The organism is Janthinobacterium sp. 344 (assembly GCF_900112025.1).
GTDB lineage: Bacteria > Pseudomonadota > Gammaproteobacteria > Burkholderiales > Burkholderiaceae_D > Janthinobacterium.
On sequence record NZ_FOKL01000005.1, the window covers coordinates 1 to 22,396 of the forward strand.

The window sequence follows — 22,396 nt, forward strand, 5'->3', positions numbered from 1 at the left end:
CGTGCAGCAAGAGTCCTCGCCTCGACAAGCTCTATACCGACGGCGCGTATGGCGGGAAATGTGCGCATGCCATCGAGCAGGCGCACCGTATTCGCGTTGCAGTGGTGCGTCATCCAGCCAATGGCACGACCGGAACACTGCACGATCCCAAGACCACCCCTGAAGATGTTGCGGGTGTGAATGCCGGGTTCATGGTCCTTCCCATGCGCTGGGTCGTCGAAAGGACCCATGCATGGACTGAACGCTGGCGCCGCACGGTGATGCACCACGACCGCAAACTCGATGTCTCGGCAGCTTGGGTCTGGTTGGCTGAGGCGCGCATGCTACTCAACAGACTTGCTTATAAGGGTTAATTTCGTCTACACCCTCTAGGCCCTGGCGCCATCAACTTTACGGTATGCCCCATCGCAGACAGCTTGCGCGCCCAGTAATGTGCGCTGCCGCACGCCTCCATGCCGATCAAGCATGGAGGCAGATTCATAAAGTATTCCGCCATCTTTGATCGATCCAGCTTTTTACGCAGCACTGCTTTACCCTGAGCATCTACGCCATGAACCTGAAAAACGTTCTTTGCCAGATCAATGCCTGCAGTAGTAATCTTCATGGTGGACACTCCTTTCGGTTAAGGGGATATCACCCCCTATTTTGGCACCTCGATGCCGTTTGAAAGAGAGCGTCCATTCCATTAGAACCATGCAGTATCCGCGTTGCACTCGATCCGGTCCTAGTATCTACTTAATTAATACGATATACCGAATTTGACTGCTTCACACCTGAATCCTTCAGAAAACAACCCTTTATCACATAGCGTTTAATACCAATACTAGGAACATCATGTTTATCGAAAGTGTTCGCCGTGCAGGGGAAAGACTGAAATAATGCGCCTTACCAAGGTTGCACATCTCATAGTTACATCATTGATTGTTACCAACATTCGCATCTTAAATGTTACGTGTAAAGTTTGAAAAAAAGGAAATTCGATATAATTATCCAAATCACACCTAAAATTTTTATTTTATAGGCAACACGCGTAACATTTTTGTGGTAACATAAATAAATTGGTAAGCCGCAGCCTCTCCCGCCACGATGCTTACTCCGACTTGATAAGTCAAAAATATTTTTATTGCTATTTTGGAAGGGTGATATGGAGAGGCGAAGCGTACTCAAAGTCGCGGCGGCAGCGTTTTCTTTTGGCGGGTGTGCAGTCGCTAGCGCAGTATTGCCACATTTGGAAAGAAAAGGTGGACCAATTCCACGCGAAATGTTCCAGGATGTGGAGTTTGATCATGGCGTGCACTCATTTAGAAAGCCGGACGGAAGCTGGAATCTTTGGGTGCGAGCATCGCCCCAAGGAGAACACCCTCGTTCTACAGTCCGACTTCGACTGGATGTCGCCACAGATGAACGATTTTCCCAAATAATTCTGTCCCAACAAGTCAATGCTCTACAAGCAAATTCATACATCGTTCGTATGAACATTCGGCCAATCGTCACAAACAATCTACTCTTCTTCCGTTTTACTGTGATCGATTCGGCAGACACCAAACAGCGTGCCGCCACCATGTCGCGCAACGCTACTTCGACTCGCCTGCCTCATAGCCAAACAGGGAAACTCGACCCTTGGCTTGATCGGTAACTTCTTTCAATGTTCTAAATGCCCCGTCCACATAATGGTGGCGTGCGAATGCACGGGCATTGCTTAATAGTTATCAAATAATTAATCGGAGAATTTATGGCTCGAGTTGAAGCAGTGCTGGGATTTGTTGATAACGCCGCAAGTGGAGCTGCAACTGCCGATTCAATTTATACAGCATATACGACTAATAATGACAATTTCAGGGTAGTTACCGCCAGTGGCGTTGTACTCGCCTCTGTCGTGGGCATGGTGCCAATGCTAAGACCTTTTACGATGACTCTTAATACCTCCGCGGCAAACCTAACATTTCTGAAAATTATTCTAGATGTTCGGGATGGGAAACCTCTTAATACAGGTGACGTAGCGACTTTAGTTGGCGCGACTGCAGGATACCTTGCAACTTTCGCATTCTTCGCGGGGGCGGGAGCGCCAGCACTAGCCGTTATCACCGTGGTTGGAATTGCTGCAAATATCTATAGCGTCATTTCATCTGATAATCGCAAGAAAATGGAGAGCGCGGTCACGGATTTTGCACAAAGCATTTGGCCAGAAAAACCCGTGGTCGACATGCCACAGATGATAGTCACAAGTACGGGACAGCTGGTGACCTATAAAGAGCTTATGTCAACCCGGACGCGCGTAGCTGGCGTCATGATGATATTTGAAGACGGCACAACTTATAGTTGGAAAGAATCTATCGAATGGCCTATGCCTCCACCCAAGGGCACAGGCGGAACCAGTCAATGGAAATGTAAAGATTGCCATGTGCAGGAATGAAAAAATTTTGCTCGAAGTTTCCAATTTGGCGTGTATGCGCGGCTCCAGGCACCTCTTTGGGCGATTAAGCTTTACCTTGCGTTCTGGCGACATCATGCGCCTAAGCGGAGAAAATGGCTCCGGGAAGAGCAGCTTAATGAACATTTTATGTGGACTTGCCGCGCCACAAATCGGATCTATTAACTGGCGCGGAAGAAATGTACAAGGCAGGCTTTCCGAGTTTCATTCGGAGTTGGCATACTTTGGGCATAAATTCGCATTAAAAGCTGATTTATGTGCGCTAGATGCTACACGGTTTTTCCTCGAAGCGCAGGGAGACAGATTTAGCACCGATCAGGTTCTCCGTATTTTTGAACAACAAGGCTTGCTATATCTGGCACAGGTACCGGTGCGCTGCCTTTCTATTGGACAATGCAAGAGGATTGCCCTTACCCGTCTGCACTTCTGCAGATCGCGAACTTTATGGCTTCTCGATGAGCCTTTTTCCGCGTTAGATCAAAACGCAATAGCATCGTTAAAAACTCTTTTATTACAGCACATTTCCGATGGCGGTATCGTGATGTTTTCGAGTCACGGATATGAAGAAATAAATTCCACGCAAGTAAATTTTTTCCTGAACAAACAATGCTAAGAGTCGTGTATTTTGTTGCAATGAGAGATTTGCGCTCTCTATTCGCACGGCCGATCCGAGTTGCCATGCCGGTTGCCTTTTTCCTCATTTCCTTACTCTTGTTTCCACTCGCTGTTGGCCCTGATCAGAATTTGCTACGCACGATTGCTCCGGGTGTCGTTTGGGTACTTACGCTTTTTTCCTCACTATTGGCGCTAGACAGCGTATTTTCCAGTGATGCAGATGATGGAACACTCCAACAGTTATTACTTAATAGCCACTCATTGACCCTGGTCGTCTGTGCTAAGGCTATAGTCCATTGGCTAGTGACGGGCTTGCCTATAACGTTGCTGCTTCCAATTGTCGGGCTACAGTATGACCTACCACAAAATATTACCAATGCGATAGCTATCTCAATGCTTGTTGGCACTCCTACCCTGAGTTTAATTGGCGTCGCAGGCGCAGCACTTACCTTGGGAGCACGTGGCTCAGCAGCTCTTCTAATGATAGTTATGTTGCCCTTCTTCGTGCCTGTTCTAATTCTCGGCACAAGTGCAGCTTCCTATGGGGTTGACGAAATCATGGGTTTTCACTTTCCGCTTCTAACAGCGTTGCTGCTATTTTCGATGGTGGTATCCCCAGCCATAGGAGCAGCTGCTTTACGGACGTCGATCGAGTAACGTTAGAGTTCTTTTTTGGGTGAGAAATTTGAATTTTATGAATAAACGCAGACAGTTTACGACGTCTATCCAGCGCAGGCTACTAAAATATGCAGCACCAAAAGCGTTTTATCCTATTGCTGTATACGTGGGTAACTACGCGTTATGCGGGGCTGTGATCATGTGTATTGTTGGGCTAGTGATCGGCTTCGTCATTGCCCCAACGGATCACCAGCAACATGAAACCTACAGGATTATATTCTTGCATGTTCCTACGGCCTGGATGTCGATGTTCATTTTTTTAATAATGGCATTTTGGTCAGGAATTTCTTTAGTTTTTAAGACTCGATTATCCGCCATGCTGGTTCGTGCCCTGGCACCTACGGGCGCGATGTTCACAAGTTTAGCTTTACTCACGGGGGCAATCTGGGGGCGCCCGACATGGGGTACATGGTGGGTGTGGGATGCTCGCCTGACCTCAGAGCTCATTTTGCTATTTTTATATATTGGATATATTGGTCTGCACGAGGCTATACAAGATAAACGGCGCGCCGATCTGATTGCCTCTCTTTATTGTTTAATTGGCGCCGCTAATATTCCAATTATTTATTTTTCCGTCAAGTGGTGGAATACTTTACATCAGGGGGCATCCATTAAATTGAATGGCGAAGTTCGGCTTGAGTCAATTATGCTATTGGGAATTTTAGTAATGAGTGTTGCGGCATGGCTTTATTCAGCTGGAACTTCATTGCGTCGGTTAGCATGTATTGTTAGAGATCGAGAGAGTGAATTTTTATGGTTTCGAAAATATTCGGATTAATTAGTATGATAAATTATGAAAATTTGATTTTGGCATTGCTGAATGAACGGACTTTCTATGTGCACTTAGCCTTATTAACAACCTTTGCACATGTTCTACTTGAGTGTTCTCTGTTATTTAAATACTGTCGGCGGAGCAAGTTCATTCGACATGATGGAGAGATTCTTTGAAGCCACAGATGCGGAGGGCCTTATTTTTAGTCGCTGGCGCTTCAATTCTGCTGGGCGCTGCGGCATATGCCGTCTCAGTGGCCCAGAAAAATATGATATTTTTTTACACACCTTCCCAGGTCGTCGAAGGATGCTCACCTCATCATAAGATTTTTCGAATTGGCGGAATAGTGGCTCCCGGTAGTTTGAAGTATGGCGCCGATGGGATGTCAATAATGTTCACCATCAGTGACAACTACCACACTGTTGCAGTTCAATATTCTGGCATGGTTCCTGATATGTTTGCTGAGGGAAAAGGCGTAGTGGCACAGGGAAAGTTATTAAATAGAGGAATTTTTATGGCACAAGAAGTATTGGCGAAGCATGATGAAAACTATATGTCCCCAGAAATCGCCCGGGCCGCGCAGCGGGGCTCCACCGTTAATAGCGCAATTAGCCTGCCAATGGGTTGTAAATGATTAGCTTAATGGGAAATTTATTTCTTGTGGCGGCGACACTCTCTGTATGCGCTCAAGTAATTATTGCTTTTCGTCAAAGTACACGATTAGAAACGGTGCAAAAGTTCGTCTTCGTGGAAACCACATTTATATTTTTTGCATTTGGTGTACTCTTAGCGGCATTCGTAATAAATGATTTTTCCATCACCTTCATTGCAAAAAATTCAAGCGCAACTTTACCCTTATATTATAGGCTGGCTGCTGCTTGGGGAGGCCATGAAGGATCACTTCTACTTTGGGTGGTTGTTTTAGCGGTCTGGGGAAGTATTATTGCCTCTTCAAAACAACACATTCCTCCTCAATTCCACAAGCGTGTACTTGGGATACTGGGCATGCTCCTTCTTGGATTTCTAATCATATTAGTGTTCACGTCCAATCCATTCGTGCGCATAGAACTACCTATATTTGAAGGAAGAGATCTGAATCCATTGTTGCAGGATGCCGGGATGACGATTCATCCACCAATATTATACTTCGGATATATTGGCATGGCTGTGCCCTTCGCCTACGCAATAGCAGCGCTCATGTCGCACGGGGCCCATCGCCTCTGGGTGAGATGGGTTCGTCCTTGGGTGGCGATAGCGTGGAGTGCACTAACTCTTGGGATATCCACGGGTGCTTTCTGGGCTTACTACGAATTGGGTTGGGGAGGATGGTGGTTCTGGGATCCAGTGGAGAATGCGTCTTTGATTCCTTGGCTCATATGTACCGCGTTACTTCACTCGCTTTCGGTCAGCGACAGAAATGATCGCGCAAATAGATTCTCGCTTTTTCTTGGGATTTCAGGATTCTTGCTATCCTTAATGGGAACATTTATTGTGCGTTCTGGAATAATAGCGTCCGTCCATGCCTTTTCAAGTGATTCACGGCGCAGCTTCCTGATTTTGATATTTTTTTCTATCACATCTTTAGCGTCGCTAATTTTTCTATTTTTACGCGGCCCATTTTTTTCACATCAACGTCCAATGCGGCTATCTACATTGAACGCAGCTCTTCTTCTCAATGGAATAATGCTTTTATCCGCGACTCTTTGTTTAATTTTAGGAACATTGTATCCTTTAATATTTGACTTGCTAGGGCTTGGCAACATTTCAGTTGGCCCTCCGTATTTTGAAAGTGTCTTTACACCCATAATGATAGTGATAGCATTTCTAATAGGGGTTGGCGTGAGCCTTTCAGAAACTACCAATACTGAGAAAAATAATTTTAATGTCGGATTGTTACTGATGCCAAGTGCAATTTCCGTGGGCGTAGGGATAGCAATTTGGAAAGCACCTACTTTTATGGCGTCAGCTGGATTAAGCGCAGGAATTTGGATAATTTTTACCACGGCAAGCAGCATTTTTCGACGCACAAGAATGGCATTAACGAAAAATATTTCATTTTCATCATTTTTCACAAATCAACCCGTCACTTACTGGGGCATGGTTTTTGCTCACATGGGCATCGCAGTTCTTTTTATTTCCATTACCATAAATAAAAGTAACGAAACGAGCGTGGACATTCCACTATCAATAGGGAAACATTTCAAAATAGACGATTATATAATTAGTTTAAAAAATATTGACCTAATTGATGGCGTAAATTTCAGATCTGAGCGAGCAACCATTTCACTATACAATGGCAACAATGAGGAAATAGTACTCCACCCAGAAAGGCGACAATACCTCATGCGAAAAATAATGTTAAATGAATCCGCAATTCATCGCGGCTTACTATCTGATATTTATATTTCACTTGGAAGCCAGAATGAATATGGAGAATGGATAACTCGCATTCAATTCAAGCCACTTATGAATTGGCTGTGGGCTGGTTGCTTGTTGATGGTGGCCGGCGGCATCATAGCTGCTTGCGGACGCCTGAGCCGCAGCGTCATTCGGATCTTGCCTCAGCAAGATGGCAACCAATGAGGTGGCCCAAGAAACAGTTCTGGCGAGGTTTCGCTTATCTGTTGCCAGCGATGCTGCTCTTTTTAGCCTTTATCATAGCGATCATGATCAAGGAGAAGCCTAAATTAAGACATGACGTCAAGGGGCTTGCAGTGTCGGATTTTATGGGTCTCGCCCTTCAAGACGAAACGAGAATTTTCGATTCAAAATCAATGCGCGGGAAGGTGTGGATTCTCAACGCGTGGGCTTCCTGGTGTACTTCCTGCACAGCAGAACACGCAACCTTAATTGAATTGAAAAAGCGAATTCCCAATGAAGTTATTGGCCTAAATTACAAGGATGAGCGAAGCAGGGCAATTTTTTGGCTAGATCGCTTGGGGAATCCATACCATGAATCAATTTTTGACTCTTCCGGGGAAATCGGCGTGGGCTTTGGCGTCCGTGCATTACCGGAAACATTCATTATTGATGGAAAGGGAGTAATCCGCTACCGACACTCTGGAATTTTGAATAAATTAATTATTGAAGAAAAAATTCTACCGATAATCAACAGGCTAGAGAATTCAAAAAACTGATATGAGTAATATGCTTTGGAGCAAGGGGCTAATTGTACTTTGCCTTTTTTTTGCTATAAATACTGCGACAGGAACGACACTGACAGAGTCGGCTGCAGCGAAATATCGAACCCATGAACTATCAAAAAATCTACGGTGCCTGAACTGTGCCAACCAATCCATTGCAGAGTCCGAAGCACCCTCCGCAATTGCCATTAGATACAGAGTAGAAAAAATGGCATCGGAGGGAGCCTCGGATGATGAGATTGTGGCGTACCTTGTACATCGTTATGGACCGGAAATTAGCTACAGTCCAGAACTTGACCGGAAAACTTTTTTTCTATGGCTGTTGCCTTGTTTATGTATAATGTTTGGCATAGCAATGCTCTGGCGTCAGGAACAAAAAACGTATTCGTAGATAATTAGATTGAAAGGTTCGAAAATGGCAAATTGGATTCTTGGCAATGGCGGGATTTTAATGTTTATTGTCTTTGTTGCCGGAGGAGTGGCGCGATATATTGACTATCGGCATATCAAAGAAAACCGATATCACCGTGGCGATTTAGGATATTTTTGGCGCTTAATGAAAGCCGGTGACCGTGATGGAATAATTGTTGCTGCAATGTCAGTAATTGTTTTATGCGCTGGGATGCCATTGGTGTTTGCACTTTTGTCAAAAATTGCCTCAAAATAATTTGGACTGGTTGATAGGTGATGATTTTTTGATCATCGATCAATATAATGATAGTTTTTTTTGAGGGGGCATATGCCCTTCGTCAAGCAGTTGTGAGCGGCGCGGGTCAAAAAAGTGCCCCGTTCTGCATCATGGCGCACATCACGTCGCAGCGACGCTTGGCAAATCGGCCTTACGCCCAGACATAGGTGATGTCCCCGCACCAGACCTGATTTGGCGCCTCTGCTGTGAATTCACGATTGAGGTGATTCGGAATATCGAACCGCTCCACCGTAGCCTGCTTATAGGCATGGCTGCCAGGTTGTTTGCAGACCAGCCCCAATTCTTCCATCAAACGACTGACTTTGACGCGGCCAATTGCCGTGCCTTCCTCGCGCATCATGCCCATAATGCTGCGACTTCCCGCCGAACTGCGACTCTCGACGAACAGCTCGTGCACGCGGCCACGCAATGCCATGCGCTCAACATCAATGTGCCGGGCGCGCTCCCGATGCGCATACAGGCATGACCGCGCTACATCGAACACCGCGCAGATCAACTCGATTGATTCGTCACCACAAATCTGATCGATTACCTCGTACGTTCTATCCCTTCCGACATCAAGAGCGCGGTAGCCTTTTTTAAAATGGACTTCTCCCGCTCGAGACGCTCAATGCGTGCTTCGAGTTCCTGTATTCGCTGCTGATCTGGCGTCATTGCCTTGCTCTGCGGGGTGATGCCTTGCCGCTTTAATTGAAGCTGCTGCACCCAGCGGCGCAGTACTGACTCACCGATGCCGATCGACCTACTTGCCTCCATGTGACTATATCCTTGATCCAGCACCAGGCATGCCGCCTGCTGTTTGAACTCCGGGGAAAACGTACGTCTCTGCTTGCTCATCAAACACCTCTCCATGGCGAGCATTCTCGCCTAAATCAGTGTCCGGGTACATTAAACCACTACAAGGCCTGTTTTTGCTAGCGTGCGGCAGGAGTCTCTGTAGGGCAGGGGAAATAGACAGGCCCGATCTCGTCGGTATTTCAGGCAGCTACGAGATCGCACACTAGGTGCCTAGCAGGACATCCAGGCTCCTAACCGGATCCACCGTTTTTTCACCTTTCAAGAACCAAGGATCAGGAGAGGCTGAGCTACTGGCAGCGGTTCAACGGCACCGTCCGCTACCGCCCCGAAGTGGTCCTTCAACTGCTGAGTAAAGACGTGATTTCTCGCCACCTGATACTGTGCGGGAGCTCGTTACCGTGCAAGAACGCGGTGAAATATTGAGTAACCAACGGAGCTGATAGCCATTCGTCGGCTCGAAGCCTTACCTGGCCGCCACCGAAGGCGAGGATAGTACCATCTGGATGTATGCCGCTCGGCGTCTCAAGATACGCGCGGAAGTGCTTTCCATCAACTACAGTACGTTTTTCAAGTAGGCAGGTAAGGCCACCTCCTGCCACTTGAAGATAATTCCCAAGCTCATCTGTCAACGACGCAAAAGATGATGGGCCGTATGAGCGCAACTTCGCAATCTGTGAACTTACTTGAGCAGCTGTTGGGTCTTGTTTCGGCTGCTTTTTCTCGACTTCGAATAACACATCATGTCCTTGGAAAACTAGCTGATGAAAATGACTGCTTCTGGCCGAACCCGGCCGCTCGCCTCAACATATCAGATTGCCAAACGGAAAATTCCTTAGGCTCGCTCGACAGGCTGCATCCGCAGGGTCAGTGCGGACACAAATCTGAAAGGGGTTGTGCTGCCCGTGGCACCGGTGCCGGTACAGGTGCTAGTTGATGAGCAGGCGCTCGTCGAGATGTTCCCATCAGGCCCAGGGCAAACCAAAGGTGTTTTCAGCGGATTAGCCATTGCAAAGTTCGTGGCCAAGGTAGTACTTGCGGTGATTGGCCGCTTCCGCGCCGGCTCCGATCACGGGGCATACACGACCATGGTGGAAGAGGTGCTGTGCGCCGCCTACCTAGCAAAAGGGGGCCAATCGATCTGGCGTGAGATGAAAAAAGATGCAGAGGGCGATACTTTCCATAGCCCCCGCGGCGTCGGCGATATTGTCCTGCTGCGCTGGAAGCAGCTGTTCGAAGAACAGCGGGCACCGATACGTTCCCGGCTTTGCGTGCGCTTTAATGTAGAATGAAAAAAAGTATCGCAGCCGCCAGGAACATTATGTATATCAAGTCCGTTCGGATTGAAAATCTCCGCTCTATCGCTAGCACATCGTTGGAGTTGAATTCTCCTGACGATAAAAGCATGAAATTTCCCAACGTGAACGTCATACTTGGCGATAACGGAATGGGCAAGAGCACCGTGTTACGCGCGTTGGCGTTGGGCGTACTAGCTCCCATCATGTCAGACTCTGGCTATCGTCCCGACTCAATGGTTCGACGGCCGCCGTTGGATACCAAAGACAAATTGGAGCGAAGCGATCCGAAGTCCGGAAATGTAGCTGTGGTGCTCCATCTTGATGAACAGGATGGCTTCCCGTTTGCAGCCGCGGTGGACCAGTACGATCGGGATATCGAGTTGACCGGCGAAATCAGTCGGCGCGGTGACTTCGAGACTTTCTTATGGGATAACCTTGGCGGGGTTTCCTGGAAGGCGACCACTAAGAAATTGCCATGGCGCCAGATTGACGCTAGACATTTGATGGATGTATTTTGGGCCAGAGAAAGTGCCGCGTTTTTTATCGTTGGTTATGGCACGACACGACGCGTGGAGCCGTCTGAGCGCTTCGATCCATATGCGCGTGAGAAATCGCGCGCTCCACGATACGCACGCGTGGCAGGTCTGTTCGAAGACCAGATCACCATGATTCCTTTGAGCTCTTGGCTACCGAAGTTGCAGGTCGAGAACAAAGGACGCTATACCCAAGTGGTGAATTTGATTAACAAACTGTTGCCTGATAACTGCCGGCTGGCAGGTTTTGACACGAGCAAAGGGCCGGATTATTTCTTTGAAATGAACGGCAGCGATGTTCCATTTAGCGCGCTGTCGGATGGTTACCGCGCCTATATGAGCTGGATAGGTGACATGCTCTACCATGTATGCATGAACAGTCCACGGGGCAAGAAACTGGTCGAGAATCATGGGGTCGTGTTGATCGATGAAGTAGACCTGCATCTGCATCCCGCTTGGCAAAAATCAGTGTTGCCGACGTTGTCCCGGGCGCTGCCTAATGTGCAGTTTATTGTAACGACACACAGTCCCTTGGTGGTTGGGTCGTTGCAGGCCCCTAATCTGTTCGTTTTGGAAGCGGGAGAGCACGGTGTCGAGGTCACCCGTCGACCGGAGCGCGTGCACGGTGCCAGTGCGGAGCAAATCCTGCTGAGTCCATACTTTGGGCTCAGCAGCACCCGGGCGCCCGAGGTTGAGAAAAACCTGCGCAAGACTTCGCAGCGTGTCTCTACAAAAAATCCGGAAGCGGCATTGGAGTACTTGAGATTGCTGAATCAGACATTGGGTAATGAAACGGTAGCTGCGTCCTTGCCCGAAAAGAAGCGCGCTACCAAGGCGGTGCGATGATACGGTATGCCATCGCGCCTGCGGCGCTTATTGACGCAATCAATATCAAGAAGCCGAGTTGGCTAAGACGTGCAGACGAGCGTACTGAGCAATATCGGAAACAGGGTGCCTACGGTGACGGCAGCGAATTCTGGGGCGAGATCAAGGAGGTGTATATCGCGCTCCAGGGAGAGAAATGCGCATATTGTGAAACGAAGTTGGCGGGTATCACATACGCCTCGAAGGTGCATGAGGTCGAGCATTTCCGGCCGAAGAGTAGGGTGCGCGCCTGGCCCGGTACACTGCCGCGGTTGACGGCTTATGTGCCGCCCTGTGCGACTGGCGCAGCGAGCGCTGGTGGCTACCATTTATTGGCGTACAACCCGTTCAATTACGCCATTGCGTGCACACGCTGTAACTCCAGTTTGAAGTCCGACTATTTTCCGGTACGCGCTAATCGATTGTTTTCGGAACAAGACCCCGGCAAGCTGCTAATAGAGGAGCCGCTTTTAATTTATCCGATCTCAGATTTTGACATTGATCCCGAGAGTGTGATCACTTTTGTCGGCGTGCAGGCGGTCCCCAGATACAAGCAAGGGGCTCACTACCAGCGCGCCCGTATCACAATTGATTTTTTTGACCTCAATCATGAAGACTTGACAACGCGGCGTGCGGAAGTGATAGGTGGCCTCTACGTGGCGCTTCTTGCCATGGACCTGTACCCCGCGAAAGGGAAGGTTTTTCAAGAGCAGATCGATTTGTTAATCGGACCAAAATCATGTTTCAGCGCTTGCGGCAAGGCGTATCTCGCACTATGGGAAACAGATGTTGTGTTGGCTGAACAGTTGGGGGAGGCTGCGCAGGCACTGCGGCCACGATAGCCATTTGAGCGTACAAGCAGGATTATGCTGCTCGAAAGGTAGAGATGCCGTCGCAGAGTTGTTGTCGAGGCAACAATCGTCTTGCTCTTGCGCATCCTGGACTGGTGCTCGTTCAGCCTGATGGCGGCTATTGATCCATATGGGCGGCGGTGGCGGCCCGGCATGTCATGGCCCGTGAGCCGGGCGTCTCCTACTTGCCTTCCGCGGCCTTGGACACGTGCGCCCACTGGGCCCAGGTCTCCAGGCGCTGCTGGTACACCCCGGGAATCCACCGGGTGGGCTGTTCGCCGAAGAACACGCGCAGCGGCGGCTCCTCGGCGTCGACGATCTGGAGGATCGCGCCGCCGACACCCTCGGGGCCGGGCGCCTGGGAGGAGGCGCCCATCTCGGCCAGTGCCCCGTAGAGGGGCCCGTAGGCGTCCTGACGATGCGCGGTGAAGACCGCCGAGCTCGCGAAGTCGGTTGCGAAGGTGCCGGGTTCGATCATCGTGACCTTGATGCCGAAGGGCGCGACTTCCTGGGAGAGGGCCTCGCTCATCCCTTCCAGCGCCCACTTGGAGGCGCTGTAGCCGCCGGTGCCGCCGAAGGTGTCGTAGCCAACTGTGCCACCTCACACTCAGAAGCCGGCTTTCTGCTGTTGTGTTGGCCAGATATGGCATTCTACATAGTCTGTTATTTTGAGGGAGCGCCCAACGACTTTCTTATGTCACAAGTATAATGCAGCGAAAACTAGGCTCCATTTGACTTTGTCGAGTGGTATATCTATGCCTATCATCTGATGGCGACACCAAGCTTCAAATTCATCCATATTCACTTCGGAAGGAGAAATATCCCAAGATGCTGGACCTCGTAAACCAGCGTGGAATACATCCTCAGAACGGTGAATCCAATCCACCGCCTGATCAGTTGGCGTACGGCTAGATCTGAGGGCTCGAGCAAGTTCCCTGAATTGAATTGCATCTATCGTGTTATGTGCAGTTGATGCCAGCGTCTCAATAACTTGCTCAATAGTCGCAAAGACGATACCGCTTCCTCCAGTATGCATCTGAAATTCCAAAAGCAGTTCCGGATTTGGCAATCGCAAATTTTGTGCCGCCTCTTTAGACCAGGGAATCTCTTTACCGCCATCGAGCAGAAGTTTCACAGGGGAGTAACACCAATCGCGCTTGACATCGTTACTGACAAAAAGAGCCCGGCCCTGCTTCGCATCTACACAATGCTGCAAGATCTCTTTCCATATGATGAGATCGCCACAGCGATTCTCTGACTTATCAGAATCTTCACCACCTGGTGACAATTTCAGAGATGACCGTGCCATAAACTCCCGATCCACTTCCAGCGACAGTTCATGGATGTTCGCAGGATGACCACGCTCATCTAGCAAACTCTCGTAGAACTTGAGTAAATCGGTTCGATGTCCGCGGTCACTTCTTGACACAGCCTTGGCTACGCGCAAAGAAAGAGCCGCCGCATTACTTAACCCTTGCTCAAGCTCAGCCTTGCTCGAGAAGCCTAGCTCTATGGCGGCACTATCATCCAACGCACGTGAGGCACAGTCACTTAATTCATTTAAATCCACTTGGAGCTTGCGAGACAATGTCTTGTAAGGATTGACGATCTCAGGCTTGTCTGTGTGCTGGTTATACTCGTGTACGACCCAAGCCGGAATGACTAGGCGCTCACGTAACGACGACAACCATTTTTGCCATGCTTCAGAGGCGAGCTCGTTGAGACCAAAACTCCAAATCAGAATATTTGTGTCTAGGAAAACGGGGCAGAGATTTGAGAATAGAGCATCCGATAAGCTGAGTTGCTCATCCTGAAGTGAAACGGCTACTCGTTTTGGACGAAGACGAGGGAGCGACACAATACTTACCTCTTCATTCATTTTCTCATTTCTAGACATTTAATACTTCCCCTCAATTACTTAAAAATAGGTGTGATTTCGTCAATGAAAATTGATGCAAACAGAGCTGCTGCAGAATATTGAATTATTTCCCCCACCTGGAGAAGCTCGGACCAACAAGACTCTAATAGAAATTGGCGAATCTGCCTGACTAAAGTCAATCGCCAAAGAGATCTATCCAATTTCTTGAGCATGCTAAAAGTAATCTTAAGCGGTCAAAGCAGGCATCTATTTTTGACGTAATGCCACCAAGTACTATGATGGCCCTTCGTGATGGCAACTTCACCGCCATCGTGCACAATATCAGGCTTCATCGAGCGCACCGAGCAGATGGTGGGATAGGCTGTCGCAGCCAACTGTGCCACTATAGCGCTCAGCTGCTGACTGGTTGAATATGTCATCCTTCGCCGTCCATTATGGCAAGGAAAGGCCATCCATATCTCGAACAGCAAGCGAATAAACACCCCAGCTAAGCGGATCAGGATCCTTTTCCCTTGCCACTTTAAGAGAGCGAAAGAAGGCTTCATCAACCGAAGCCCCCAGCGCTACATTGCGATAGAAAGATTGAGCAAATTCGGCCCCTCGCTTATCATTGATTTTCCACCCGGTATCGACAACCATGGCTACACCTCGGCCCAACAGAGTCGTCCGGAAACCCACGTCGCCAAAAGCATCACCCGGCCTCAAATAACCCGACGAACAAACATTCAAGACAGCAAGACGCACGTGCCCGAGATTCATTTCTGCGAAATCCCGGGGCGTAATTCGACCATGCAAAGTATCAGCTAACACAACGGTCGATAAATCTGGTTGAAGCCCGTTGATTTCTCCATGCGCTGCCACATGCAATACGTTAGATCTCGCCACCACATCCCGCCATGAAGTGCTTGGCACCGTTAAGTTTAGGTCTGTCAGCACCGCAATTGGAGGCGATGGCCACACCTCCATGATCGCACTAACTTCCTCCGCAACTTGAGGAAGTGATGGCAATACAAGTCCATCGGCATCGTGAGCAGCACCGGCGCTTGCAATGATTCCAAGACGGGATGGACTTGACGGAGTCGGACGAGTTATCAATGATCGCCCAGGAAAGTAAAGAATAACGCGAGTGAATTCAGCGAGAAACTGATGCGATATTGGATCCAATAGCGCCGTCCATGGGATTGCCCCCATCCCCTTGTCAGGAGTAACAAATATTCTTTCCACTGCGTGAAGAGGAAATCCTTCTAATAACATTGATGACAATTTCAGGGTATGGGCAGAAGAGAACCGTCCCGCCCCCACCTGCTTGATTGCAGCCTCGATCGCAGGATATCCAGCCGCCAATCTACGCATGGAGGTCTGATTATTTGCGCAAGTATCAAACCGCCAAATTTCCAGATTTATTTTCAAGAAATCTAGGGCACATTCATGCAATCCCAACTTCGGTATCGGAACATCATCCATGTGGTCGAACGCGGGATTGGACTTCCAAAAAAGGGAACGATGATAGAGCGTTTGTGGCGATACGCCTTCCTGGTGCGCCAACTCGAACCACCGCTCAATGATGGATCGATTCATACCTAGGAGCGATGAGAAGTATCTTTCATGATCAGTCTTGTCCGGTAAGCTTTTCTCCAGCGCACGCACAGCACGTTCGGAAAATTGAAACGCCAACTTTTTGTCTCCGGCCACACTCTCGATGCCAGATAAAATTTCATATGCTTGTGAACGAATCACAGCTGGCACCTCAACATTCGGATCGATCAATGGTTCAATCAAAAGCAACGCCTCGTTCTTTTTTCCATTCCGCCCAGCAACCCTAGCATAATTCAGCATCGCGTCGACACCAAGATCCCTTAGGCCTTGGCTGGTTATGTAATGGATACTTTCGTCGATTAGCGCCAACGCGGAGGTATCATTCGCATTGCGAGTTAAGGATGCGCCGCCGATAGCCAGCGTCATTCCCCAATGGCCTTCTGACAACGGTCCACTGGGGAGTAAAAAGATGAGTCCCGAAATTGGGCGATTGAGCAAAGTGACAACCTGTGCAAACTGAAGCCGCTGAAATTCCGTATAAAAAGTGCTTTTACCAGGTTCAAATAGCCGGGAAAGAAGCAGGCTCAGCGCCTGTCGCGGCTGCTCGACATCAATGCGATTTCGAATGATATTTCCAAAGGGCGCTATATCTTTCGGATCTTCGTCACTTGCAATCTCAAATTGTCTCACTGAAGCTGCGTAATTTCCCTGCATGCGATGCGCAAGTCCGAGCAAATTAGCACACATAGATTTAGATTGGGCAACCGCCTCTGGCCCCAATGCTGGAAGCCAGGTGGCCGTGGAAAGCATCTCGCACGTCCCGGAAAGCCGCTGATACTGATTAGATTGCAGCAATGCCACAGAATAATTCAAAAATATATTCAATAGTTGCATCCGCAGCTGCATATCACCGAGTGCAAACGAAGCTTGATATTGGCGCAAAAAAGCCTCGTACAGCCGCGCCGCTCCCTGGGGATCATCCATATTCTCGTGTGCTTCTGCCTCCGCCAGTAGCGACTTGGCCCCCATTTCACAATTGGGATTGGAAGTCTCAAACGATCTACAAGCTATCTTGGCCGCGACGTCTGGAATTTGGGAGGGATGCAAATCGCCGGCTCTTTGCATATTGTGCTCGCGGCGAGAGAGACGGATATTAAGCACTCTATAGTGTCCATGCTCTCGGTCCATTCTTAGCACCGTGGTCAATATTTTTTTAGGGGCGGCATTACGGATGGTGCGTGCTGACGTCACGACACTCTGCCGTAAAAACAGATATTGCGGCCCATAATTTGACTTTAGTAAATAATCCAGTTGTCCATTGGGAAGCGCGGATATCGAAGCCAGGATCTTCCTGCGGGATAAATCAATTACAAATGCATCTAAAAATCCGCCGGAACCACCAACTTGGCGTGCTAAATATATCGCAGGATTCCCGACCGTGCCGACGGCTTCAACGGAAAAAGTCTTTGCTACATTGATAAAGACAATTCCAGCGGATTGCGATCTCAGCGCAGGATGCAAAACCATCATCCAGTTGCCACGTAGCCCCTCTGTTCCGCTTCCTGAAATCAAAAGGGAATCAGCGGTGCAACCCGCCGTTTGCAACCGCGCTCCTCTGATCCCCGCTTTAGCTAGTATTTGCAATATTTTATTGCGTAGGCCCTGGTCAAACTCAAATGGACGTAGCGAGGCACTGGGCGCACAATACTTAATAACTTGTCTTGTCAGTTCTGCTTCGCGTCCAACTGCAATGATTTGCATTGAATCAGTCCTGCGCCCGCGCAATGGTATATTTGTGGACTGAAGTGTTAGCGAGTTCTCTAGCATTTCCCGAATTTGTCCTGCGACCGGATAGGGCGGAGAGGGAAGGACTTTGGACTCTGCGGGAACATCGGCATCTAGCTGTGCCAACTTTTTGGCGTCCTCGAATACATCACTCATATTCGTTATGAGCGCTGTCGCACGCGAAACAAATAAGCTGTTCCTGTCCGGGATCACAGGTGCAGTCAAATAACGACGCCATCGCGTCTGACTCATAGGTAGCAATAATGGCTCATCAAACAAGCCGCTATCAATGCCGAACTGGCGAACTTCCGAAGGATGCATCGCGACACTATCAGTCGTCATATGAGAAAAATTAAGCAGCACCCGAGGTATGGATTCGGAGAATTTCTCAGCCTTGCTTCCGTCACGACGCTGGAACGCAGAAAATTGCCCTAGCTGGTTGGGATTGAGTTCTGTGCTGTGTAAAGCAATTGCGTATCGCAAAACATCTGCTCTCACCGAACGGCCTTCCTCCTCCTTAGCTAAGGCATTCAATAGCTGATCGAGATTACCGGCACCAAGACTGCCATCACTGATTATTGCGCGCTCAACAAGCACGCTCATCAGTTCACCTTCATTCCTAGAAGAAAGTGACTTTTGCCCCCACCAGATTCCAGCTCCCAGCAACATCAAGACAAACAGCCCAACCGTAGCAGGGAGACGAATCCAATTCATCAGGGGAACATGAAAAGATCGCTTAGCGAACCTATGTTACTCGGCTCTCCTCTCATCACCCCTGTTGTCGATTTTGCAAAATTTGCCAAAAGCCCAACGACAACCGGGGTGCCTACTCCGATAGCCAAGGCGGCAGGCGCATTACGACGAGATAACACAAGCCCTAATACGCCACCTAGGGCAATGTATACGGCGGAAACGATAAGGTATTGCGTGAGGTTAAAATGAACTCCAGGCATCGTCCATCGTTTTGAGTAGAGCTGAATAATATCCGGCGCTGCCGCCCCGACACACCCATAAAAGAATAATTGAAATTTACTCGCCGGCGTATTACTTTGAGCCATTTATTCCTCATTTTAAAAAATGTTGGCGCCGTTTCTCGGCTATTGCAATTAATTTACTATAAATACAGTTGGCCCATCGGTCAAGACCATTTTCAACGAGTTAAAGCTTTGTTCGTTTCCAACACTACAGCTCGTCGGCGCCACGCCGCCGCCCCTTTTTCTATGCAGCTGCAGAGCGCCCGGTTCTGCTGATTAGCGCCCCACCAGATGTCGATCAGGTTGACTAAAACACCAGAACACTGGACTCGATATGCTCAACTTCAAGGAATGCGCTTTCCTATCGACGTCATCCTGGCCTACATCAGTTGGTATGTAGCTGTTTAGTTTCGTGCGATCATATTCCTCGTCGCAGCATGGCCCTGTTCCGCGCCAGAGCTGTGCTTGACGAGTTGATCCGTGGTTTTCCATCGAGATCGTCCCACCGGTTACAGCGCATCGCATAAACTTCAGTCCATGAGCTCACGCATTCATCCCCAAGCCCGCACCACCCCAGAGATCCGGCAGGAAATCAAGGACTCCGGCCTGTCCAACCGCTAGGCCGCTAAGGATGCTGACAAGGCCCATGCTTCGCGTGCCAATCGGACCTGGTCGGCCCAACATGGCACTTGGCAGCATTACACCAAAACAGAAGCGTGCCATGGCCGCATAACCTCTACTTTTAGCGCGCTCTAAAAATGGGGGGATTACCCAGGGTAGTTCAAGCGCAAGCACTGTCCACAATCCCTTTCCAATCTAGTCAGATAAAATAGCGCGAGACTACCTTCAATTCAATGATTTTTCTGAGAGCCTTTATGCCAATAACCAGTAGCAATTGGGAGAATTTTTTTCAAGGTGCCTTCGCAGAGCACCATGTCAGTAGTTTGTTTTACTTTTACGGCTACGAGGCGCACAAAGCATCGCCCGACGTCGGGATCGATTGGCTAATTACAAACGTGGCCAGGGGGCGATTCTTTGATGAGGAACGCCTAAACGCCGAAGTCCAAGTCAAGAGTGCTTTGTTGGACCAAAGCGGAGCATTCGTGGCGATGGATGCAGATGAGGTCGATTTCTTGAGCGAAGGCGAACATCGGTATACCGTCTTTGTACTATTGTCGGAACTAAGTGGCCGGACAGATCCTGGCTCTTATGAGCGTGGGGACGATCCAGATGCAAGCCGGGCGGTGGATCGTGATCATATGCAGTACAGAGAGATGCTTGCGTCGATTGAAGGGCGAAAGCTCAGGCGCGACGGGAACCTGTCGATTTATGAATTCAATGGAGCCAAGTTGACTTTGTTCTGGCTGCATTCGGCGCAAATCAAACGACTCAAAGCTGGCAAGACATTCGTTGAGATGGACACAGGTCGACTCGGTTTGCCAATCACTGTCGCCGATGAATCAGTTTCCATCGCCGGCATCCCTCTAATCCCCGAGCTACACGATTTGACCTATATCGTGAAGTCCTGCAGCGCAGGACTACGTATTCGCCAAGGGCATATGTCGATGTCTGACTATTGAGCATCACGGCACCTGAATGTTGGACGCGCGAAGCCGCTTAAGATTGTTAGCCAAACCGCCCATGTTAGCTGCACAGCTAACATGGAAGGCACCTAGTTCTTGTGGGAATAGCCCCTAGACTCTGCAGGCACTTTTGCTTCCGTGATGCCGGTGATTGGCAAATTTGCTTCAGCTAATCGGGCACTTTTGTTTCAACGGACGTTAGCGCTCTCTACTGAATACTCTCTTAGTACATCGGATGCATCTATTCTTCCGTGATAATCCGTATTATCACCGTTGAGGCTAAGCTACTGGTGGCGATTCATTAAGCGGCCTGGGCAAGCCGTTATTTTGGCGTGATGCCGTCAGGTGCCATGTCGCGCCGGCCGTGAGCGCAACTCCACGCCAGCGCGCAAAGTCCCCGATCTGGCCGGGCGCACGAAGCAGATGACGGGCTAGTCTATCGTAGCCAACTGTGCCGCTATAGCGCGCAAAAGCAGGCGCACTGCTGCTGCCTTGATCGGATAAGCGATCCTTCGCCGACAGTTGTAGGCAGGGACGGTCCGCTTTTGCTAGCGCGGCAGGAGTCTCTGCAGGGCAGGGGAGATAGACAGGCCAGACCCGATCTCGTCGTTGGATCAGGCAGCGACGAGATCGCATAGTAGTCGCCTGGCAGGACGCCAAGGCCCCCAACACGATCCATCGGTATATCATCTTCCAGGAATTATGGATCAGTACTGTCTAAACTAGCGGTGGCGATTTAAGCGGATCACTGCATAATATAGGGCTTGAAAAAAGAGGACTTAGCCTTGGGTAAATCACATCGCAATCATCATTTTGTTCCGCAATTTCTACTCAAAAATTGGACCGGTGCGGACAACAAGCTAACCTACTTCAACTGGCGGCCGGACGGCGTACTGCACAACGACCGCTGCGGGACGCGCGGCACGGGAGCTAAGGAACACCTGTATTCACTGCGGCAACCATCAGGGGATATGAACACTGAAATTGAAGTCGATGTCTTCGGAAAGGTTGTCGACGTGCCTGGTTCAAATGTTCACAGAAGACTTCTTGATGGCAAACTTAATGAATTGACGGCTGATGAAAGGAAGGCTTGGAGCAACTTCCTCGTAGCGCAAATGATCCGAGTACCATCAATGATTCAGTTCTTCATAGATAGAGGGCGGCAACTTATGCTGCGTGACATCGAAGGGATTGAACCGCCCGAGTACATCGGAATCCCACTGGAATCTCAAGAGCAGAGTCTCCAGGAATACTTACAATCCGACGGCGCCTGGCTCCTTGATAACGAGTCTCTGTGTGCTTTGCGGACGATAATTGAATCGCGCGTGCTGAACAGCGTCTTCCTTGACGCCACATGGGCGGTTTGCAATGTCAGCAATGCAAATCTTGACTTGGTAATTGGTGATCGTCCACTGCTGCACGAAGGCCGAATGAGCGAGCAGTATCTTTTCATGCTCCCGTTGTCTCCAACCATAGGGTTTGTCGCCACCAACGCTTTGCACGTTTCGCAAAATTTGGCGGCAGAGAAAGCGAGAGACCTCGTCACGACGTTCAACAAAGAGGCAACACAAGTGGCTGACACGCACATATACGCCACCAATCGACGCCATGAGCCAATGATTGTTCGATATCTGCGCAAGCCGACCGCTCCCGATGATCGACACGTTGTTTCGGGTCTGAGAGCGGCCCTGATTGGTTAGACATGCGGACCTTCGAGCTTCACGGGAGAATCGTCGGTTTCAGCGGGCGATGAGCTTTCGTACCATGAGCGTACGCGGAGTAGCGTCTACTGCTATGGCATTCGTGGGCATTTCCGGTTTGCGTGAGAAAGTGGTGATCGTGCTTGGCGAGGGACGAGTTATCAACGCTCCCCGTGCTGCAAGTCCCTTCGACAGTATCGAAACCTTGCTTTTCATTTCGCGAAGTGCTATCTAATTAGCTCAATCGAAG

At 49.3% G+C, this 22,396-nt stretch carries 19 protein-coding genes and 4 pseudogenes; 16 read left to right on the forward strand and 7 right to left on the reverse strand.

Annotated features, from left to right (window positions below; translation table 11 throughout):
- Positions 1-353, forward strand: a pseudogene (locus tag BM193_RS14615) (IS5/IS1182 family transposase); the annotation flags it as partial.
- Between the two features lie 23 nt (positions 354-376).
- On the opposite strand, the pseudogene BM193_RS14620 reads toward BM193_RS14615, so the two are convergent.
- Positions 377-604: pseudogene (locus tag BM193_RS14620) on the reverse strand (IS110 family transposase); the annotation flags it as partial.
- A 657-nt stretch (positions 605-1,261) separates the two neighbouring features.
- Between BM193_RS14620 and BM193_RS29365 the strand changes: the two are divergent.
- From BM193_RS29365 to BM193_RS28365, 10 genes are all read left to right on the forward strand, one after another.
- A complete protein-coding gene (locus tag BM193_RS29365; RefSeq protein WP_368087084.1) occupies positions 1,262-1,636 on the forward strand; it encodes a PhoD-like phosphatase N-terminal domain-containing protein in 375 nt (124 codons plus the stop codon).
- A gap of 96 nt (positions 1,637-1,732) precedes the next feature.
- The gene (locus BM193_RS28360) at positions 1,733-2,413 is read left to right on the forward strand and encodes a hypothetical protein (RefSeq protein ID WP_139176064.1); all 681 of its coding nucleotides are present in this window, start codon (positions 1,733-1,735) and stop codon (positions 2,411-2,413) included.
- 7 nt (positions 2,414-2,420) lie between these two features.
- Positions 2,421-3,044, forward strand: a complete 624-nt coding sequence (gene ccmA, locus BM193_RS14630; RefSeq protein WP_175533292.1) for a cytochrome c biogenesis heme-transporting ATPase CcmA — start codon at positions 2,421-2,423, stop codon at positions 3,042-3,044.
- A 20-nt stretch (positions 3,045-3,064) separates the two neighbouring features.
- Entirely contained in the window at positions 3,065-3,703 is a 639-nt protein-coding gene (gene ccmB / locus BM193_RS14635) for a heme exporter protein CcmB (protein WP_302847648.1), read from the forward strand.
- A gap of 37 nt (positions 3,704-3,740) precedes the next feature.
- Positions 3,741-4,502 carry a heme ABC transporter permease CcmC gene (gene ccmC, locus BM193_RS14640; protein WP_092797231.1) on the forward strand — a complete coding sequence of 254 codons (762 nt, stop codon included), beginning with the start codon at positions 3,741-3,743 and terminating at the stop codon, positions 4,500-4,502.
- 166 nt (positions 4,503-4,668) lie between these two features.
- The gene (ccmE, locus tag BM193_RS14645) at positions 4,669-5,130 is read left to right on the forward strand and encodes a cytochrome c maturation protein CcmE (protein WP_092797232.1); all 462 of its coding nucleotides are present in this window, start codon (positions 4,669-4,671) and stop codon (positions 5,128-5,130) included.
- A complete protein-coding gene (locus BM193_RS14650) occupies positions 5,127-7,079 on the forward strand; it encodes a heme lyase CcmF/NrfE family subunit (RefSeq protein ID WP_092797996.1) in 1,953 nt (650 codons plus the stop codon). The genes ccmE and BM193_RS14650 overlap by 4 nt, the downstream gene beginning before the upstream one ends.
- Complete coding sequence (locus tag BM193_RS14655; RefSeq protein WP_175533293.1) at positions 7,076-7,633, forward strand: DsbE family thiol:disulfide interchange protein; 558 nt, start codon at positions 7,076-7,078, stop codon at positions 7,631-7,633. Before BM193_RS14650 ends, BM193_RS14655 begins: the two co-directional genes overlap by 4 nt.
- A gap of 10 nt (positions 7,634-7,643) precedes the next feature.
- Positions 7,644-8,030 (forward strand): cytochrome c-type biogenesis protein, encoded by a 387-nt coding sequence (locus tag BM193_RS29370; protein WP_368087085.1) that lies wholly within the window; start codon positions 7,644-7,646, stop codon positions 8,028-8,030.
- 24 nt (positions 8,031-8,054) lie between these two features.
- Entirely contained in the window at positions 8,055-8,306 is a 252-nt protein-coding gene (locus BM193_RS28365) for a hypothetical protein (protein ID WP_139176065.1), read from the forward strand.
- 175 nt (positions 8,307-8,481) lie between these two features.
- Here BM193_RS28365 and BM193_RS14665 read toward each other — a convergent pair.
- Both BM193_RS14665 and BM193_RS14670 read right to left on the reverse strand, forming a co-directional pair.
- Positions 8,482-9,185 (reverse strand): annotated as a pseudogene (locus BM193_RS14665) (IS3 family transposase); the annotation flags it as partial.
- Between the two features lie 299 nt (positions 9,186-9,484).
- On the reverse strand, positions 9,485-9,883 hold the full coding sequence (locus BM193_RS14670) for a hypothetical protein (RefSeq protein ID WP_092797235.1): 399 nt from the start codon (positions 9,881-9,883) through the stop codon (positions 9,485-9,487).
- 156 nt (positions 9,884-10,039) lie between these two features.
- Here BM193_RS14670 and BM193_RS14675 point away from each other — a divergent pair, with 156 nt between their 5' ends.
- Genes BM193_RS14675 through BM193_RS14685 form a run of 3 tightly spaced genes read left to right on the forward strand, consistent with a single transcriptional unit; the run spans position 10,040 to position 12,680 of the window.
- Positions 10,040-10,435 carry a hypothetical protein gene (locus BM193_RS14675; protein ID WP_092797236.1) on the forward strand — a complete coding sequence of 132 codons (396 nt, stop codon included), beginning with the start codon at positions 10,040-10,042 and terminating at the stop codon, positions 10,433-10,435.
- Positions 10,436-10,464: 29 nt separating this feature from the next.
- On the forward strand, positions 10,465-11,820 hold the full coding sequence (locus BM193_RS14680) for an AAA family ATPase (protein WP_175533294.1): 1,356 nt from the start codon (positions 10,465-10,467) through the stop codon (positions 11,818-11,820).
- Entirely contained in the window at positions 11,817-12,680 is an 864-nt protein-coding gene (locus BM193_RS14685) for an HNH endonuclease family protein (protein ID WP_092797238.1), read from the forward strand. The genes BM193_RS14680 and BM193_RS14685 overlap by 4 nt, the downstream gene beginning before the upstream one ends.
- A 190-nt stretch (positions 12,681-12,870) precedes the next feature.
- Here BM193_RS14685 and BM193_RS14690 read toward each other — a convergent pair.
- The 4 genes and pseudogenes from BM193_RS14690 to BM193_RS28375 form a co-directional block, all read right to left on the reverse strand.
- Positions 12,871-13,266, reverse strand: a pseudogene (locus BM193_RS14690) (SDR family NAD(P)-dependent oxidoreductase); the annotation flags it as partial.
- 120 nt (positions 13,267-13,386) lie between these two features.
- A complete protein-coding gene (locus tag BM193_RS28370) occupies positions 13,387-14,586 on the reverse strand; it encodes a PIN domain-containing protein (protein WP_139176066.1) in 1,200 nt (399 codons plus the stop codon).
- A 414-nt stretch (positions 14,587-15,000) separates the two neighbouring features.
- Complete coding sequence (locus tag BM193_RS14700; RefSeq protein ID WP_175533295.1) at positions 15,001-18,492, reverse strand: CHAT domain-containing protein; 3,492 nt, start codon at positions 18,490-18,492, stop codon at positions 15,001-15,003.
- A 110-nt stretch (positions 18,493-18,602) separates the two neighbouring features.
- Positions 18,603-18,947, reverse strand: a complete 345-nt coding sequence (locus BM193_RS28375) for a hypothetical protein (RefSeq protein WP_139176067.1) — start codon at positions 18,945-18,947, stop codon at positions 18,603-18,605.
- A 791-nt stretch (positions 18,948-19,738) separates the two neighbouring features.
- Here BM193_RS28375 and BM193_RS14705 point away from each other — a divergent pair.
- Both BM193_RS14705 and BM193_RS14710 read left to right on the forward strand, forming a co-directional pair.
- Entirely contained in the window at positions 19,739-20,443 is a 705-nt protein-coding gene (locus BM193_RS14705) for a hypothetical protein (RefSeq protein ID WP_217638438.1), read from the forward strand.
- Positions 20,444-21,210: 767 nt separating this feature from the next.
- Positions 21,211-22,146: a DUF4238 domain-containing protein gene (locus tag BM193_RS14710; protein WP_092797242.1), complete on the forward strand. Its 936-nt coding sequence runs from the start codon at positions 21,211-21,213 to the stop codon at positions 22,144-22,146.
- Positions 22,147-22,396: the final 250 nt, after the last annotated feature.